The following is a 16,317-nucleotide window of genomic DNA, read 5'->3' on the forward strand; positions in this document are numbered from 1 at the left end:
AGCTGCTTATGCTGCAGAAAAAAACTTTACCTACTTCTCTTCCTCTTTAACTCTCCATTTTTCAGAAGGACATCTCTTATCCCGTCTTTATGTATCAAGGTCACAGTAGGTTTAAAGAATATAAAATCCTGATGAAAAGGTGTTGAGACTCTGCCGCCGAATGAACTATTATCACCTAACGCCATATGAATAGTGCCGAAGATCTTCTCTGATTCCAAGATGTTATTGAGACTTACAGCCTTGTCATTTGTGCCGATTCCAAGTTCTGCCAAATTTCTATTTTCTTTTCTTTCAGACATCTTTTTCTTCAAATCGTTAATATAATTTTCTTTCCCCTCTATTTTTTCTACATTTCCCTTTTTAATATATAGTGTTACAGGGCTCTTTAATTTGCGCGTAGGCGCCCATTCAAGCACAAGCCTCCCATTTGCCGTACCCTCAAGCGGTGCCAGAAATACTTCTCCTGCAGGCAAGTTGCTGAATTTCCCCGGTGTTGTAATTATTCCTGTGTCTGCCTTTGCTATTCTGCCTTTTTTAGAAAAGGCTATAGATGTGCCGTTTGGCGTACATACTTCTATTATTTCTGCCATTTGAACTCTTTGTGCCATGCGATTTGTCCTTATCTCCATCTTTTTCCAATCAACACTCATCGCTGTCTTGAACATGGATCCCTCAAAAGTCGGCATACTTGCATAACGGGTTTCGCATATTCTTGTAAGAAGATCCCGAAACCTGGTGTGACTTGTGGAATGATATGAAAGCGCAACAACAGCGTTAACAGCATCTTCTTTATATTTTTTTACTATCCTCTCTGCTTCTTTTAGTTTTACTGGTAATATCCTCTTGTTAATAAGAGATATCAGTATTTTTTTATTAATGAGCTCATTGACTATGTTGTTGCCAAAAGCCTCTCTCCAGAGTTCTTCAGGCGGTTCTGCTCCATGACTTTCTGTGCTTTTAAATTGTAAGTAACTCATTTTATTGCAGAATGTATTACTTATATATGAAACTTTTCTTGCGATACTTATCAGTTTCTTACTTTTATTGTCAGTAAAGACAAGTAATTTTTCTTTTTTTTGTATCCTGAGATTTATTTTAAATATGTTTTCTATTATTTTATCTTCTTCTGTTTTCATATCAGCAGGATATTAAGGTGCTTATTATTATTATCTTTATATATTTAATAACAATAGTAATAACATTGTTTAAAGTGTTGATAATATTTAAACGCATTGAATTTAAAAACAAATAAGACGTTCATTAACAGGTATAAAAGCAGTCTCTTTTCTTGACATCTTGGTATATAAGATGATACGATTTGAAGCTGGCAGCTTCATTATAACACTTCACTATATTGATAGTATTACTTGTCTGGCTGAAATAGAAAGGACTAAGAGCTTAAATTCCTTTGGTAATCTTTTTGTCTAAGGAGATATATGTTCAAAGAAAACTGACATTAAATAAAATAATGCAGTTTATTTAATTAATAAGTTAATAACATATAGAAAATTATTACACACCATTACTCCACAGTTAATAAGAGGGATATTATGCCACGTATATATAATTTTAGTGCAGGGCCGGCGATACTGCCGGCTGAGGTTATCAAGCGCGCAGCCTCTGAAATGTCAGACTGGCATGGAAGCGGGATGTCAGTAATGGAGATGAGCCACAGGGGTAAGGATTTTATGTCGATTGCTGCAAAGGCGGAGACAGATCTTAGGGAATTAATGGCTATTCCAGAGAACTATAAGGTCTTATTTCTTCAGGGCGGCGCCTCAAGCCAGTTTGCCATGATACCTATGAACCTTTTAAAAGGGAAGCAGTCAGCAGATTATATCAATACAGGCGCCTGGTCAAAAAAGGCGATATCCGAGGCAAAGATTTACGGTAAAGTGAATGTAGCCGCAACGAGCGAGGCGAGTAATTTTTCAACCATACCTTCATATAATGAATGGAAACTTGATCCGGACGCAGCGTACCTGCATTATACGCCTAATGAAACGATTGGCGGAGTTGAATTTCATTCAATACCTGATGCCGGCAATGTCCCGCTTGTTGCTGATATGTCATCAACGATCATTTCAAGGCCGATAGATGTTTCAAAATACGGGGTTATCTATGCGGGCGCCCAGAAGAACATAGGGCCGGCCGGCCTTACAATTGTAATAATAAGAGATGACCTTATAGGCAATGTCTTGCCGGGAACACCTACGATGTTCAATTATGAAACACACTCCAAGGCAGACTCAATGTACAATACACCGCCGACATACAGCTGGTATATCGCAGGCCTTGTCTTTGAATGGATACAGGGGAAAGGCGGGCTTGAGGCTATGGCAAAGATAAATAAACGCAAGGCTGATAAACTTTATGCCGCGATAGACAACTCGTCTTTTTATAGTAATCCGGTAGATAAAAACTACAGGTCATGGATGAATATACCCTTCATACTTGGAAAACCGGATCTGGATAAAAAGTTTATTCAGGAGGCCGGAGAGGCTGGACTGGTAGCGCTCAAAGGACACCGCTCAGTAGGCGGAATGAGAGCGAGCATATATAACGCCATGCCTGAAGAAGGTGTTGACGCGCTGACAACCTTCATGGCGGAATTTGAGAAGAAAAACAGTTAGAGGAAATAAATAATGAAAGTTCTTGTAAGCGACAACATATCAGCAAAAGGTGTAGATATTCTAAAGAAAGCAGGCCTTGAGGTAGATGTTAAGACCGGCCTGAAACCGGAGGAGCTGAAGGAGATCATAGGAGAGTATGATGCCCTTGTGATACGCAGCGCCACAAAGGTAACAGCCGAGATCATTGCGGCGGCGGAAAAGCTCAAGGTAATAGGAAGGGCCGGATCAGGGCTGGATAATGTTGACAGGAACGCGGCGACCATGCGGGGCATAGTTGTCATGAACACCCCGGGCGGCAATACCATAACAACAGCCGAGCACACGGTCGCGCTCATGTTCTCCATGGCGAGGCAGATCCCTCAGGCAACAGCCTCAATAAAGGCAGGAAAGTGGGAAAAGAAGAAGTTCAACGGTGTTGAGCTGTACAACAAGACGCTCGGCGTCATGGGGCTTGGAAATATCGGCGCTCATGTTTCCAAGATCGCAAATGGCATCGGTATGAATGTTATCGCCTATGACCCGTTCCTCAGCGAAGAGAAGGCGAAGACGCTCGGCATAACCGGGGTCACATTTGATGAACTGATCGAAAGGTCGGATTTTATCACAGTACATACTCCGTTGACCAAAGAGACAAAGGGCTGCATCAATGCAAAGACCATCTCCAGAATGAAGGACGGAGTAAGGATAATCAATGCAGCAAGAGGTGGCATTATAAATGAGAAAGACCTTTATGACGCGCTCAAGTCCGGCAAGGTGGCAGCTGCGGCATGTGACGTCTTTGAGGTCGAACCGCCTGCAGGCAATCCGCTGCTTGAGCTGGATAATCTGATAGCGACCCCGCATCTGGGCGCATCAACGGATGAGGCGCAGGACAATGTCGCAGTGGCTGTTTCCGAACAGATAGCTGACTATCTTGTGCACGGGACGATAAGGAACGCGGTTAACATCCCTTCAGTACCGGCAGATGTTCTGCCTAAGCTTCAGCCGTATCTCGGCCTTGCTGAAAAGCTCGGCAGCTTTCTCTCCCAGACCATTGAAGGCGGCATCAATGAAGTTACAGTTGAATACAGAGGTGAGGTAGCCGGGCTTGTGCTTGAGCCTATAAAGATCGCTGTGCTCAAGGGGCTGCTTGAGCCGGTGCTTGAGGAGACTGTGAATTACGTAAACGCTCCTTTCATAGCCAAGCAGAGATGTATCGAGGTCAAGGAGATAACCACGGATGATGCCGGAGACTATCACAGCATGCTGGTCATCAGGGTAAAGGCAGGCGCAAAAGAGAGCGTCATATCCGGAGTGCTTCACGGCAAGAAAGACCCGAGAATAATCACAATAGACGGCCATGTCATCGAGGTCAGGCCGATGGGGCATATGCTCTTCCTTACAAACAATGACAAGCCCGGTGTGATCGGAGATGTCGGAACCATGCTCGGCAAGAACAAGATAAATATCGCAAGGATGCAGTTCGGCCGCGAAGGCGAAGGCGGCATAGCCATTTCAGTTGTGAGCATAGACTCTCCGGTTTCACAGGAGATACTTTCAGAGATAAAGAAGCTTCCAAACGTCCTTTCAGTAAAACAGATCTACATACCGAAATAAAACTTAATCCATAACGGATGAACTGATAATGACTAATCAGTAAAGACTTGCCGCGTATAAATGTCAGTGATCAAAGGAGAAGAGAATGTCTAACATAGTTATTGCGGGCGCACAGTGGGGAGATGAAGGCAAAGGAAAGATAGTCGACCTTCTCACTGAGAGCGCTGATGCAGTTGCGAGGTACCAGGGAGGTCATAACGCCGGGCATACCGTAATTATAAAAGATAAAAAGTTTGTCCTGCACCTCATCCCGTCAGGTATCCTGCACAAAGGCAAGACCTGCATAATCGGAAACGGCGTTGTTATAGACCCAAAAGCGCTTATAAAAGAGATAAAGGAGCTTAAGAAGGAGAAACTGTCTGTTAATAACCTCTTTATAAGCGAGAGCGCTCACGTTATCATGCCTTATCACACTGCGCTTGAGGGCGCATCCGAAGATTCAAAGGGCAAGAAGATGATAGGCACCACCAGAAGAGGTATCGGCCCGGCATATGTCGACAAGATGTCAAGATCAGGCATCAGGATGATGGATCTCTTAGATAAAGATATCTTCAAAGAGAAGCTTGATGCAAACCTGCAGATGGTAAATCATATCCTCAGGACTAAATATAACAGCAAAGGCCTTGGGGCAAAAAAGATATATGACGAGTACATGACATATGCGAAATACCTCGCGCCCATGATAGTAAATACATCATTGCTCATTAATAAATTAATAGATCAGGGCAAGAACATACTTTTTGAGGGCGCGCAGGGCACGCTTCTGGACATAGACCACGGGACATATCCTTATGTCACATCTTCAAGCGCATCAGTAGGCGGCGCATGTACCGGACTCGGGGTTAGCCCGATGAAGATAGACGGCGCGCTGGGTATCGTTAAGGCTTACACAACCCGTGTCGGCGAGGGTCCCTTTCCAACTGAGCTTCACTGCGAGATAGGGAAGATGCTTCACATAACAGGCAATGAGTTCGGCGCAACTACAGGCAGGCCGAGAAGGTGCGGATGGCTTGATGCCGTTGCCCTTGAACATTCAATAAGGATAAACGGTTTTACCGGGCTTGCGATCACAAAGCTTGATATACTGGACAGCCTTGATGAGATAAAGGTCTGCACATCTTATAAATACCGTGACGGAAAGAGCTCAAAATATCTCAGTACAAAGGTCATGCCTCAGAGCAATGAGATGCTCAAGAAGTGCGAGCCTGTCTACAAGACCTTCCCCGGCTGGAAGCAGAGCACAAAGGGACTGACGCAATACAAGGATCTTCCAAAGGCGGCAAAGTCATATATAAAGAATATAGAGGAACTCTTGGGCGTAAAGGCGGACATAATCTCCACCGGGCAGAAGAGGGATGAGGTTATAATTATAAGGAATCCGCTTAAGGGAAAAGTTAAGCGTTAAAAGTTTCGGAAATCCGGTTCTTTGCCATATACAGATTTTTGTTATAAGATTTTGTTAAACTAAATACCGTTTTTTATAAGTGGGCCGCTAGCTCAGCTGGTAGAGCACCGCCCTTTTAAGGCGATGGTCGTTGGTTCGATTCCAACGCGGCTCACCATTTTTAAAAAAGACTGTCCCCATCGTCTAGTCTGGCCTAGGACACCGCCCTTTCACGGCGGCGACAGGGGTTCAAATCCCCTTGGGGACGCCAGCACTTCTTTTAGGGAGGCCATTACGGTCTCCCTATTTTTTTTGTATTCTTTTTGCTGTCATTTCATTGCTCTATCGCGATGAATACATGCTATTTGCTGATTATCAGTCATACATCGAATGTCAGGAGCGGGCGGGCAAACTCTTTCAGGATCAAAATGAGTGGACAAAAAGATCCATCCTCACCACCGCGCGAATGGGGTTCTTCTCCTCAGACAGGTCTATACATGAATATTGCAAACACATCTGGAATGTGAAACCGGTGCATATAAGTTTTTGATCTCTATTCTGCCGTCATTCCGGCTTGTCCGGAATCAAGTTTTCACACGAATATATTTTGTGCTTGTATTTCCTTTCCCAGTAAATACGGCTGGCTATATTAATTGCTCGGCAAAAAAATGAAACCAACACTGAAACAAACCATGATTGCTGGCGGCATAATGACTATATGCGGGCCGATTATTGGCGGCGCAGGTTTTGTATTAGGAATGATTAGTGCGGCTGATAACATGGGCAGCTCCACTCTATCGAAAGGGCTCGCGGGAGCTTTAATCTCAACAGCCATTGGCACTTTTGTTGGCCTATTAGGTCTTTATATCTTCATCGCCTCATTTATTATTTGGCTATCTTCTCGATCACGAGAAGCCCAGTCACAGAAAAAACAAGGCGACGTAGCTAATTCGAAATAGACAGATTAGAGACAGATTAGGGTCAGACTTAACTATTGATATTTAGCTGAAAAAAGTAAGATAAATTTGTCATAGTAAATCTTTAAAAGGTTATATGAAAATCACATTCGAATGGGATGAAGTTAAAGCAAAAGCCAATTTCAAAAAACATAAGGTGAACTTTGAGGAAGGCAAATCGATTTTCAATGACCCCTTCTACTCACATTTAAGGATGAAGAGCATTCCATAGACGAAGAACGTTACATTAATATAGGCCTTTCTGTGAATGGCCGAGTATTGGTTTTGACTCATACTGAACGGCAAGGTAAAATACGTATAATAAGTTGCAGGACAGCAACAGCCCATGAAAGGAGATTTTATGAAGAAGGCAGTTTCTAAAGAGATATCAGAAAAAGAAGATATGAGGCCTGAATATGATTTTTCAAAGATGAAGGGTGCAGTGCGAGGGAAATACTTTAAGGCCTATCGCGCCGGCCATAAAGTGGAGATCATTAAAGCAGACGGGACTACTTCGGTAGAATATTTTAAGCTTAAGGAAGGCGCCGTTATGCTCGAACCGGACGTCAGGAAATATTTTTCAAGCTCTGAATCAGTCAATAAGGCGCTTAGGTCATTAATTGCGATTATCCCCTCAAAGAAGCGAGCTGCTGCTCACTCAAAAGGGTAATGCCAATACAGAACCTTCAATTCTACTTAAACACCCTCTTAAATATCTGCCCCACATTCTTTGTGTAATCTTTCAGATTGAATATCTTATCGATCTCTTTATCTGAAAGATACTCTCTTACAACAGCATCTTTATTGAGAAAGTCTTTAAAGTCCTTCCGTTCCTTCCAGCTCTTCATGGCGTTCTCCTGAACGATCGCGTAAGCCTTTTCACGGCTGAGACCTTTTTCAGTGAGACGCAGCATGACCTTTTGAGAGAAGAAGAGGCCGTAGCTCTTGCCTATATTCTCCATCATCTTTTCAGGATAGACCTGCAGGCCTTTGAGTATGCCGGTCAGTCTCGCAAGCATATAATCAACAAGTATCGTGCTGTCAGGGATTATCACCCTCTCAACTGATGAGTGGCTGATGTCTCGCTCATGCCATAGAGGGATGTTCTCCATAGCTGCGACCGCGTTTGCACGGACGATCCTCGAAAGGCCGCTCAGGTTCTCAGAGCCTATGGGGTTGCGTTTATGCGGCATGGCTGATGAACCTTTCTGCCCCTTTGCAAACGGCTCTTCCGCCTCAAGCACTTCTGTTCTCTGAAGATGCCTTATCTCAACTGCCATCTTCTCTATCGAGCCTGCGATGATCGCAAGTGTGTTCATATACTCGGCGTGCCTGTCCCTCTGGATTATCTGCGTTGATACAGGCGCGGGTTTCAGCTTCAGCATCTTGCAGACCTGTGTCTCGATCACAGGAGGAATATTTGAGAATGTGCCGACCGGGCCTGAGAGCTTTCCATAGCTGATAACTTCTCTGGCTGCCTTCATGCGAACAAGGTTGCGCTTCATCTCTTCGTACCATACGGCGAACGTGAGGCCGAATGTCACAGGCTCTGCGTGTATGCCGTGGCTCCTGCCCATCTGAAGGGTCTCCTTATATTTCAGCGCGTTCTTCTTGAGAACAACGAGAAGGTCATTTATGTCATTGATGATAATGTCTGCCGCCTCTCTCATGAGAAGCGCAAGCGCTGTGTCGAGCACATCAGAAGATGTCAGCCCTTTATGTATATACCGCGACTCAGGCCCGACATTCTCATTTACAGATGTGAGAAATGCGATGACATCATGCTTAACGGTCTTCTCTATCTTATCTATGCGCGCTACACTGAACTTCGCGCGTTTCTTAATCACCGCAAGGCTTTTCTTAGGTATCTCGCCCTGTTTCGCCCATGCCTCGCAGGCTGCTATCTCAACATCAAGCCACTTCTGGTAGCGGTTATGCGGCTCCCAGATGCTTCCCATCTTCTCTCTTGTATAACGCTGTATCAAAATATCCTCCCTGTTATGACTGCTTATCTTCCTTCTGAAAGCCTGTCTATAAGGTACGAAGGAAGCCCCGCGTCCTTCATCTTCTTTTGTGTTAATAATATATCATAAGCCGCCCTCTTTATTGTTACGGAATCAGTATCAAAGATGGCATAAGAGGCATCAGGGTTTCCGTCCCTCGGCTGGCCGACGCTGCCTGCATTGATGATATAGCGGCAGCCGGGCTTTATCTCTGAATGGCCTGGATAGATAGTTATCTTTCCGCCTGGAGCCATCTCTATAATGGCAGGTTTATGGGTGTGCCCTATAAAGCAGTTTGTCTCACTGAAAAACTTAAAGTTGGCATCAGCATCTTTGGCTTTCTGAAGATATTCCCACTCTTCAGGTTCTTTAGGCGAGGAGTGAACAAGATAGATGCTCCTGCTTTTGATAGTGGATGTGAGAGGAAGGCTGCTTAAAAATGCCTTGTTCTCTTCGCTCAGCACACCGGTTGTCCATTGAATTGCCGCTTTGGCATGATTGTTAAAACAGCTTATATCTGTCATGCCGACAGCTCCATGGTCATGATTGCCTGCGATAAGGATATCCGCAAACTTTCTTAAGGTATCAATACATTCATTCGGGTCAGGCCCGTAACCAACAATATCTCCGAGGATGATGACCTTATCAACCTTGTCCGCCTTGACCTTCTCGATCACGGCGTTCAGTGCTTCAAGGTTGCTGTGTACATCAGATATCAACGCATAGCGCATATTTTGATTATACCCGAATCTAAAAAGAGAGCAGAAAAAAAGAAGAACGGCAGCGGTTATTATTCTTTAAGCTTGAGCTTATATATCCTGTCAAGGATGCCGTTTATAAACGGCGCCGAGTCTTCTGTGGAATATTTTTTGGATATCTCAACAGCCTCGTTTATCGCTACGGCAGGAGGGATATCTTTCCGATAAACCAGCTCATAAGCCGACGCTCGGAGTATGTTCCTGTCAACAACCGACATCCTGTCAACCGTCCAGTTATCCGCAGCGCGCGCTATGATCTCGTCAAGCCGGGGCATATGCTCACGCGTGCCTTTGATAATGGCATGGGCGAACTCCATCGTCTCTTCATCCTCTTTAGTGCCTGACCAGAATTCGCTCAGGGTCTCGCCGGTAAGGTCACTGTTGGTGAAATCAAGCTGGAAGAGTATCTGAAGGGCGCATTCCCTTGCCTTGCGCCTACTCATGAAGACAGGGAACAGGGTTTAGGGACAAGGGCGTAAACTTTAATTGATAACTCATAACTTTTTTAATAGCTGCGCCATCTCGATGGCGACTAATGCAGCGTCCCAGCCTTTGTTGCCGCTCTTTGAGCCTGCCCGCTCAACAGCCTGCTCAATATTGTCTGTGGTCAAAACGCCGAATGATATAGGCACCCCGGTTTCAAGTGATGCTGAGGCAACGCCTTTTGCTGCTCCGGATGCGACATATTCAAAATGAGGTGTGGCTCCGCGGATGATAGTTCCCAGGCAGATCACGGCATCATAGGTTTTTTTTGCAGCAAGTATCTTGGCTGCAAGCGGTATCTCAAAAGCGCCCGGAACCTTTACGATATCGATATCCCCTTCGGCAGCCCCGTGCCTAAGCAGCGCATCCAGCGCGCCTTCAAGGAGCTTATTATTAATAAAGTCATTAAAACGGCTGACCACTATGCCGAACTTGAGCCCTTTTGCCTGAAGCTGACCTTCGTAAGTTTTCATTAAATCCTCCTTAAAGCTTGTTATCTGTATTATATTTTTTCTAAAAGATGTCCGAGTTTCTTCTTTTTGACTTTGAGGTAACCTATATTTCTTTTATGCGGAGTAGTTTCGATCTGCACCCTGTCCACCATCTTCAGGCCGTAGCCTTCAAGCCCTATTATCTTCTTCGGGTTATTGGTTATCAGGCGCATCTTTCTGATGCCGAGGTTGACGAGTATCTGGGCTCCGATGCCGTAATCCCTCAGGTCAGGCTTGAACCCGAGCTTAATATTTGCCTCGACCGTATCAAGGCCGCCGTCCTGAAGCTCGTATGCCTTGAGCTTGTTTGCAAGCCCGATGCCCCTTCCTTCCTGCCTCATGTAGAGGAGCACTCCCTTGCCTTCCTTCTTTATCATATCCAGGGACTTTTGGAGCTGTCCGCCGCAGTCGCATCTCTTTGAACCAAAGACATCGCCTGTAAGGCATTCGGAGTGAACCCTGACGAGAACATTGTCTTCGGGAGAGATATCACCTTTGACAAGCGCAATATGTTCTGATTTGTCCACCATATTCCCAAATACGATGGCTGTCATATCTCCGCCGTGTTTTGTAGGTATCTTTGCCGTGGCAATCCTTGTAACAAGGCTCTCATTCTGCATCCTGTACTGAATAAGGTCTTTTATCGTGACCATCTTGAGTTTATGTTTCTTGGCGAACTTCGCAAGCTGCGGCACCCTTGCCATTGTGCCGTCGTCATTCATTATCTCGCAGATGACTCCTGCGGGATAGAGGCCGGCAAGCCTTGCAAGGTCAACAGAGCCCTCGGTCTGTCCTGCGCGCTGAAGCACTCCGCCCGGCTGTGCCCTAAGCGGGAAGGTGTGTCCCGGCCTTGCAACATCTTCAGCACCGCATTTTGGATTGATAGCTGTCTTGATCGTCTTTGCGCGGTCAGCTGCTGATATTCCGGTTGTGACGCCTTTTTTCGCCTCTATTGAAACGGTGAAGGCGGTGCCGAAATGAGAGGTGTTAAACTCTGACATCATGGGCAGCCTGAGCTCTTCAACCCTTTCAGGCGTAAGCGACAGGCATATAAGCCCCCGTCCGTGTGTCGCCATGAAGTTTACCGCCTGCGGTGTGACCTTGTCAGCCGCCATTGTGAGGTCTCCCTCATTCTCCCTGTCCTCGTCATCGACGAGCACGATCATGTTACCCTTCTTTATCTCTTTTATGGCATCTTCAATTTTATCGAACTTATATTTGCTCCGCATTATTATCTTTTAGCTCCTTATTATTTCAGCCTGTGAACCCTTTTTCCCTGAGCAGTTCGCCAAAGTCCTTCTTATTGTCAGCATTTAAGAGGAACTTTTCAACATACTTGCCGATAATGTCTATCTCTATATTGACCGTATCCCCTTTGTCTTTGCCGCCTATGTTCGTGGCGGTAAGCGTGTGGGGGATGATCGCCACACTGAAAGACCTGCTGTCCAAACCTGTCACGGTAAGGCTTATGCCGTCTATCGCGACAGAACCTTTCTTTACGATATACCTTAATATTTCAGAAGGCGCTTCAAAAGTATAGAATGTATACTCTCCCTCGCGCTTCTTTTCCCTGATCTTCCCGGCCGCATCAACATGGCCTGTGACCATATGCCCTCCCAGACGGTCTGAGAGCCTGAGGGCGCGTTCGAGATTTACTTTCTGATTCACCTTCAGCCCGCCGAGATTGGTGCTTTGCATCGTCTCGGGAGAGACATCAAATATGATATCTTTTTTATCGGTCGTCGCGGTAAGGCAGACGCCGTTGACCGCTATGCTGTCGCCTATCCTGACCTCCATGTCAGTTGACGGCTTCATGGAGAGCCTCATGCCGTTCGAGGTCTTCTCAATGGAAGTAATATTGCCCAATGCTTCAACAAGTCCGGTAAACATTATTTGCTTGTATCTATATGGAATGTATAGGTCTTCTGATATAAAGGGTAAAAAGGGAAGTATTGCACAGTATCTTCCCAGCTGATCCTTGCGGTATATTTCTCAGTTGCCAGCTCAAGTTCCACATCTTCATCGCTAACAGGAATGTCGTATTCATCTACAAGCCTCATGATCCTCTTCATCACATCCTTGGGCTTATCGTTCTGGGTTACTATCTCCATGCTCGCCTTCATCTCGTTCTTGAACATATGGTAATTGTAGTTAGGCATAAATGTGAGATAAAAAGAGTATGCTATTACGAGACTAAAAAGTACGACAAAAATATTTTTAACCATTTCAACCCCCTTTATTCGTATAAGGATAAATTCAGGTTATTGTTTAATGCAGGGACATGCCTAACCTGCCCCATCTTATCTTGCTGAGCAGGTTCCCTGTGTTGTCCCATGACCAGTATATTATAAATGCCTTGCCTTTAATATCACCTATATTCACCGTCCCCCAGAAGCGGCCGTCGTGGCTGTTGTCGCGGTTATCTCCCATAACAAAGAACTTGTTGGCGGGGATCGTTATCGGGCCGAAGTTGTCCCTGGTTGTCACGTCAGCGCTGAATACAGAACTGTCGCTGTGTATCTTAAATGGTTCTGAAAGCGCGAGCCCGTTCACATATACAGCCTTATCCTTTATCTCTACAGTATCACCACCGACAGCTATGATCCTTTTTATAAAGTCCCTGCACTCGCCGCTGAAGAAGGCAAAAGGATTTTTCGTGTCCAGCACCTTGTTAAACCGGGCCGGTATGCTTATGCCGAGGCCTTTGCACTCGTCCTTCTCTTTGTCGCCGGGAAATTCAAATACAATGATATCCCCCTTTTTAGGGGAGCTGAAGGTAAGGAAACGCGTATCTGAGAGCGGGGGCTTGACCCCGTAAATGAACTTGTTAACGAGGAGATGGTCGCCTATCAAAAGAGTCGGTATCATTGAACCTGAGGGTATCTTGAACGCCTGCACAACAAATCCCCTGATAATAATTGCAAGTATTACAGCTATTATTATCGCCTCTGCGTATTCTCTTGACTTTGATTTATTGACCGGCTCTTTTGATGCCAATTTAACCTTTCCGAAATTTTGATTTAAAATCTTATCTATTTTACTTTAAGCACAGATAAAAAAGCCTCTTGCGGAACCTCAACCCTTCCCACCTGCTTCATGCGGCGTTTGCCTTCCTTCTGTTTTTCAATGAGCTTTCTTTTTCTTGTGATGTCGCCGCCGTAACATTTTGCTATGACGTTCTTCTTTAACGCCTTTATGGTCTCTCTTGCTATGACCTTGTTGCCTATTGCAGCCTGGATGGCAATCTCGAACATCTGCCTGGGGATGACCTTCCTGAGCTCCTCGGTCACCTGTTTGCCCTTTTGAAATGCCCTGTCCTTGCGGATGATCATTGAGAGGGCGTCAACAGGCTCGCCGTTCAGGAGTACGTCAAGCTTGATAAGTTTTGATTCTCTGTATCCGACAAGCTCATAGTCCATGGAGGCGTAGCCGCTTGAACAGGATTTTAGTTTATCATAAAAATCCCATAAGATTTCACTCAGCGGAAACTCATAAGTGACCACGACCCTGTCTTTCCCGATATAGCTGAAATCTTTCTGAACACCGCGCTTCTCCTGGCATAGTTCAAATACAGGGCCTATGAATTTTGCAGGCACAAAGATTATCGTCTTTACAAACGGTTCTTCCATCATTGCGTAATTCTCAGGCAGCTTTGCCGGGCTGTCCAGGTTCAAAACCGTTCCATCGGTATTCGTGACCCTGTAGACAACTGTAGGGGCTGTATTTATCAGAAGAAGATTGAATTCCCTCTCAAGTCGTTCCTTCACTATGTCCATGTGCAGGAGGCCGAGGAAGCCGCAGCGGAAACCAAAACCAAGGGCTGCGGAAGATTCCGGCTCAAACGCAAATGAGGAGTCATTGAGTTTGAGTTTGTCCAGTGCGTCTTTTAGTATCTCATACTGGTTCGTCTCTACCGGATAGATGCCGCAGAAGACCATGGGCTTGATCTCTTTATAGCCGGGGCACGCTTCGGAAGCTGGTTTTTTTGTATCTGTGATCGTATCGCCCACCCTTGTGTCAACAACATCCCTGATGCCGGCGATTATATACCCGACCTCTCCTGCCTCAAGCTTGTCAACGCTCTTTCTGGCGGGGATGAAGACTCCGACCTCAAGCACATCAAAGATCTTGCCGGTAGCCATGAACTTTATGTTCGATCCTTTTCTTACGCTTCCTTCAAAGAGCCGGACAAGCACAATAACACCCTGATAGGCGTCAAACCACGAATCAAAGACCAGGGCCTTTAACGGCTGCTCTATTTTATCGGCAGGCGGAGGGACTCTCCTGACCACTGCTTCAAGTATGTCACGGGTTCCGATGCCCTCTTTGGCTGAGGCTAATATCACGTCGCTGCAGTCGATGCCGAGCGATTCCTCGATCTGTTCCCTGACCCTCTCAGGATCGGCATTCGGCAGGTCGATCTTATTTATCACAGGGATGATCTCAAGATTATGCTCTGACGCAAGGTAGGCATTTGCGACCGTCTGCGCCTCGACACCCTGTGTTGAGTCAACGATCAGCAGGGCGCCTTCACATGATGCAAGGCTGCGGGAGACCTCATAGGCAAAGTCAACATGCCCCGGCGTGTCTATCAGGTTTAATATATACTGCCTGCCGTCTAAAGCTGTATAGTTCAGCCTTACGGGTGTGGCCTTTATTGTGATCCCGCGTTCCTGCTCAAGGTCCATGCTGTCAAGCACCTGCTTTTTCATCTCTCTCTGAGAGAGGGTGCCGGTGAATTCAAGGATACGGTCAGCGAGTGTGGATTTGCCGTGGTCTATATGAGCTATGATGCAGAAATTTCTGATGTTGTTTACAGGCATGTAGGTTAAGCCGTTGCCTTGAAGATAAGTCCGGCAGCGCCTATAGATCCGCACTCTTCAGTAAGAGTGCTTTTGATTATTTTAACATTGGCATACAGGGGGTCAAAGGAGCGTTTTGAGGCCTCCTGCTGCAGGTCCTGCATAAAGAGTTCCCAGGCGCCTACAAGCCCTCCTCCGATTATTACAGCATCAGGGCTCAGGAGATTTATCAGGTTTGCGATCCCTATGCCGAGATATTGCCCGAATTCCCTGAAGGCCTTGCGGCAGAGGCTGTCGCCGTCAAGCGCGGTCTTATAAATAAGCTCCGGAGTTATTTTGTAGAAGCTGCCGCCGCAGGATTCGGTCAGTATGCTCGCCTCGCCCTTCTCAAGGGATGATATGACCTTTTCCATGATCGCCCTTCCTGATGCGTAAGACTCAAGACAACCGAGGTTGCCGCATGTACATAACCTGCCGTTCGGTTCAATAACCATATGCCCGGTTTCAAACGCCCCGGTAAAGAGTTCACCATTATATATAAAACCGCTTCCCAGGCCTGTGCCGAGGGTAAGCATGATGAAGCTGTTAAAGTTCTTTCCAACTCCAACCCATTTTTCGCCGTATGCGCAAGTATTGGCATCATTGTCAACATTAACAGGCAGAGAAAATTCCTTTTCAAAAGCCTCTTTTATATTGAAGCCATTTATGGAAGGTATATTCGGGGATTCGATAACAATCCCTCTTTTGCTGTCAATAAGCCCTGCGATCCCTATGCCTATGCCGACGATCTCTGTTGCTGATGATGCAGGAGAGAGCAAAGCAATGACAGATTCTTCTTTTAAAAACCCCTTTAATACCCCGGTAAAGAGATCTGCGGCAGTGACAGATAAATTTTTCGGTACAGAAGGCGTTGGATATTTACGGCTGGCAAGTACAGCGCCTTCTTTAGAAACTATGACAATCTTTATATTTGTCCCGCCTATGTCAACTCCGATCGCAACTTTCAAGGCTTTCTCCTGTATTATCATTCTATAAAGAAGCTGTTTAAATTAAGGACACCTATATTATCACATAGAAAATTATTGTGTAAAGTTAAGCGCTAAAGCGGAATTCCGGTTCATGTCAAGATAGGACAGCCTTTTTTGACATATATATATGGAAGATTTAAAATCAATGATTCGTAAAAAATCAAATTACACAGATGAGAAAAT

16 protein-coding genes, 2 tRNA genes and 2 pseudogenes are annotated in these 16,317 nt (G+C 45.5%); 9 read left to right on the forward strand and 11 right to left on the reverse strand.

Features of this window, described 5'->3' with window-relative positions; translation table 11 throughout:
- Nucleotides 1–26 precede the first annotated feature (26 nt).
- Entirely contained in the window at nucleotides 27–1,136 is a 1,110-nt protein-coding gene (locus Q7U10_02540) for an aminopeptidase (GenBank protein MDO8281498.1), read from the reverse strand.
- A 414-nt stretch (nucleotides 1,137–1,550) separates the two neighbouring features.
- On the opposite strand from Q7U10_02540, the gene serC reads away from it, so the two are divergent.
- The 9 genes and pseudogenes from serC to Q7U10_02585 all read left to right on the forward strand — a co-directional run bounded on the left by serC (nucleotide 1,551) and on the right by Q7U10_02585 (nucleotide 7,239).
- Nucleotides 1,551–2,633, forward strand: coding sequence for a 3-phosphoserine/phosphohydroxythreonine transaminase (serC, locus tag Q7U10_02545; protein MDO8281499.1), 1,083 nt, complete (start codon nucleotides 1,551–1,553; stop codon nucleotides 2,631–2,633).
- A 12-nt stretch (nucleotides 2,634–2,645) separates the two neighbouring features.
- Nucleotides 2,646–4,229, forward strand: a complete 1,584-nt coding sequence (serA, locus tag Q7U10_02550; protein MDO8281500.1) for a phosphoglycerate dehydrogenase — start codon at nucleotides 2,646–2,648, stop codon at nucleotides 4,227–4,229.
- Nucleotides 4,230–4,314: 85 nt separating this feature from the next.
- On the forward strand, nucleotides 4,315–5,634 hold the full coding sequence (locus Q7U10_02555) for an adenylosuccinate synthase (GenBank protein MDO8281501.1): 1,320 nt from the start codon (nucleotides 4,315–4,317) through the stop codon (nucleotides 5,632–5,634).
- Between the two features lie 81 nt (nucleotides 5,635–5,715).
- Nucleotides 5,716–5,791: transfer RNA gene (locus tag Q7U10_02560), tRNA-Lys, on the forward strand.
- Between the two features lie 15 nt (nucleotides 5,792–5,806).
- Nucleotides 5,807–5,884: transfer RNA gene (locus tag Q7U10_02565), tRNA-Glu, on the forward strand.
- A gap of 57 nt (nucleotides 5,885–5,941) precedes the next feature.
- A pseudogene (locus Q7U10_02570) lies at nucleotides 5,942–6,163 on the forward strand (glycogen/starch/alpha-glucan phosphorylase).
- Nucleotides 6,164–6,266: 103 nt separating this feature from the next.
- Nucleotides 6,267–6,572: a MotA/TolQ/ExbB proton channel family protein gene (locus Q7U10_02575; GenBank protein MDO8281502.1), complete on the forward strand. Its 306-nt coding sequence runs from the start codon at nucleotides 6,267–6,269 to the stop codon at nucleotides 6,570–6,572.
- A gap of 94 nt (nucleotides 6,573–6,666) precedes the next feature.
- Nucleotides 6,667–6,950, forward strand: a pseudogene (locus tag Q7U10_02580) (BrnT family toxin).
- Nucleotides 6,931–7,239 carry a hypothetical protein gene (locus Q7U10_02585; GenBank protein ID MDO8281503.1) on the forward strand — a complete coding sequence of 103 codons (309 nt, stop codon included), beginning with the start codon at nucleotides 6,931–6,933 and terminating at the stop codon, nucleotides 7,237–7,239. Before Q7U10_02580 ends, Q7U10_02585 begins: the two are co-directional and overlap by 20 nt.
- A gap of 22 nt (nucleotides 7,240–7,261) precedes the next feature.
- Here the strand turns inward: Q7U10_02585 and purB are convergent, their stop codons facing one another.
- From purB to Q7U10_02635, 10 genes are read right to left on the reverse strand one after another with little or no spacing between them, the layout of a single operon-like run.
- Nucleotides 7,262–8,554, reverse strand: a complete 1,293-nt coding sequence (gene purB, locus Q7U10_02590) for an adenylosuccinate lyase (protein MDO8281504.1) — start codon at nucleotides 8,552–8,554, stop codon at nucleotides 7,262–7,264.
- 23 nt (nucleotides 8,555–8,577) lie between these two features.
- Nucleotides 8,578–9,303, reverse strand: a complete 726-nt coding sequence (locus Q7U10_02595) for a metallophosphoesterase family protein (GenBank protein MDO8281505.1) — start codon at nucleotides 9,301–9,303, stop codon at nucleotides 8,578–8,580.
- Nucleotides 9,304–9,362: 59 nt separating this feature from the next.
- Nucleotides 9,363–9,773: a transcription antitermination factor NusB gene (gene nusB, locus Q7U10_02600; protein ID MDO8281506.1), complete on the reverse strand. Its 411-nt coding sequence runs from the start codon at nucleotides 9,771–9,773 to the stop codon at nucleotides 9,363–9,365.
- A 51-nt stretch (nucleotides 9,774–9,824) separates the two neighbouring features.
- Nucleotides 9,825–10,286, reverse strand: a complete 462-nt coding sequence (gene ribE / locus Q7U10_02605) for a 6,7-dimethyl-8-ribityllumazine synthase (GenBank protein MDO8281507.1) — start codon at nucleotides 10,284–10,286, stop codon at nucleotides 9,825–9,827.
- Nucleotides 10,287–10,315: 29 nt separating this feature from the next.
- Nucleotides 10,316–11,533: a bifunctional 3,4-dihydroxy-2-butanone-4-phosphate synthase/GTP cyclohydrolase II gene (locus Q7U10_02610; GenBank protein ID MDO8281508.1), complete on the reverse strand. Its 1,218-nt coding sequence runs from the start codon at nucleotides 11,531–11,533 to the stop codon at nucleotides 10,316–10,318.
- 25 nt (nucleotides 11,534–11,558) lie between these two features.
- Nucleotides 11,559–12,194, reverse strand: a complete 636-nt coding sequence (locus Q7U10_02615) for a riboflavin synthase (protein MDO8281509.1) — start codon at nucleotides 12,192–12,194, stop codon at nucleotides 11,559–11,561.
- On the reverse strand, nucleotides 12,194–12,529 hold the full coding sequence (locus Q7U10_02620) for a hypothetical protein (protein MDO8281510.1): 336 nt from the start codon (nucleotides 12,527–12,529) through the stop codon (nucleotides 12,194–12,196). Before Q7U10_02620 ends, Q7U10_02615 begins: the two co-directional genes overlap by 1 nt.
- Nucleotides 12,530–12,572: 43 nt before the next feature.
- Entirely contained in the window at nucleotides 12,573–13,301 is a 729-nt protein-coding gene (gene lepB / locus Q7U10_02625; protein ID MDO8281511.1) for a signal peptidase I, read from the reverse strand.
- 35 nt (nucleotides 13,302–13,336) lie between these two features.
- Complete coding sequence (lepA, locus tag Q7U10_02630) at nucleotides 13,337–15,127, reverse strand: translation elongation factor 4 (protein ID MDO8281512.1); 1,791 nt, start codon at nucleotides 15,125–15,127, stop codon at nucleotides 13,337–13,339.
- Nucleotides 15,128–15,132: 5 nt separating this feature from the next.
- Nucleotides 15,133–16,113 carry an ROK family protein gene (locus Q7U10_02635; GenBank protein MDO8281513.1) on the reverse strand — a complete coding sequence of 327 codons (981 nt, stop codon included), beginning with the start codon at nucleotides 16,111–16,113 and terminating at the stop codon, nucleotides 15,133–15,135.
- Nucleotides 16,114–16,317 lie beyond the last annotated feature (204 nt).

The sequence above is a fragment of the Thermodesulfovibrionia bacterium genome (assembly GCA_030646035.1).
Classification (GTDB): domain Bacteria; phylum Nitrospirota; class Thermodesulfovibrionia; order UBA6902; family UBA6902; genus JACQZG01.

Coding starts and splice junctions, on each gene's coding strand:
- Q7U10_02540 (MDO8281498.1), bottom strand. CDS start 1,136: ATGAAAACAGAAGAAGATAAAATAATAGAAAACATATTTAAAATAAAT.
- serC (MDO8281499.1), top strand. CDS start 1,551: ATGCCACGTATATATAATTTTAGTGCAGGGCCGGCGATACTGCCGGCT.
- serA (MDO8281500.1), top strand. CDS start 2,646: ATGAAAGTTCTTGTAAGCGACAACATATCAGCAAAAGGTGTAGATATT.
- Q7U10_02555 (MDO8281501.1), top strand. CDS start 4,315: ATGTCTAACATAGTTATTGCGGGCGCACAGTGGGGAGATGAAGGCAAA.
- Q7U10_02585 (MDO8281503.1), top strand. CDS start 6,931: ATGAAGAAGGCAGTTTCTAAAGAGATATCAGAAAAAGAAGATATGAGG.
- Q7U10_02595 (MDO8281505.1), bottom strand. CDS start 9,303: ATGCGCTATGCGTTGATATCTGATGTACACAGCAACCTTGAAGCACTG.
- nusB (MDO8281506.1), bottom strand. CDS start 9,773: ATGAGTAGGCGCAAGGCAAGGGAATGCGCCCTTCAGATACTCTTCCAG.
- ribE (MDO8281507.1), bottom strand. CDS start 10,286: ATGAAAACTTACGAAGGTCAGCTTCAGGCAAAAGGGCTCAAGTTCGGC.
- Q7U10_02610 (MDO8281508.1), bottom strand. CDS start 11,533: ATGCGGAGCAAATATAAGTTCGATAAAATTGAAGATGCCATAAAAGAG.
- Q7U10_02615 (MDO8281509.1), bottom strand. CDS start 12,194: ATGTTTACCGGACTTGTTGAAGCATTGGGCAATATTACTTCCATTGAG.
- Q7U10_02620 (MDO8281510.1), bottom strand. CDS start 12,529: ATGGTTAAAAATATTTTTGTCGTACTTTTTAGTCTCGTAATAGCATAC.
- lepA (MDO8281512.1), bottom strand. CDS start 15,127: ATGCCTGTAAACAACATCAGAAATTTCTGCATCATAGCTCATATAGAC.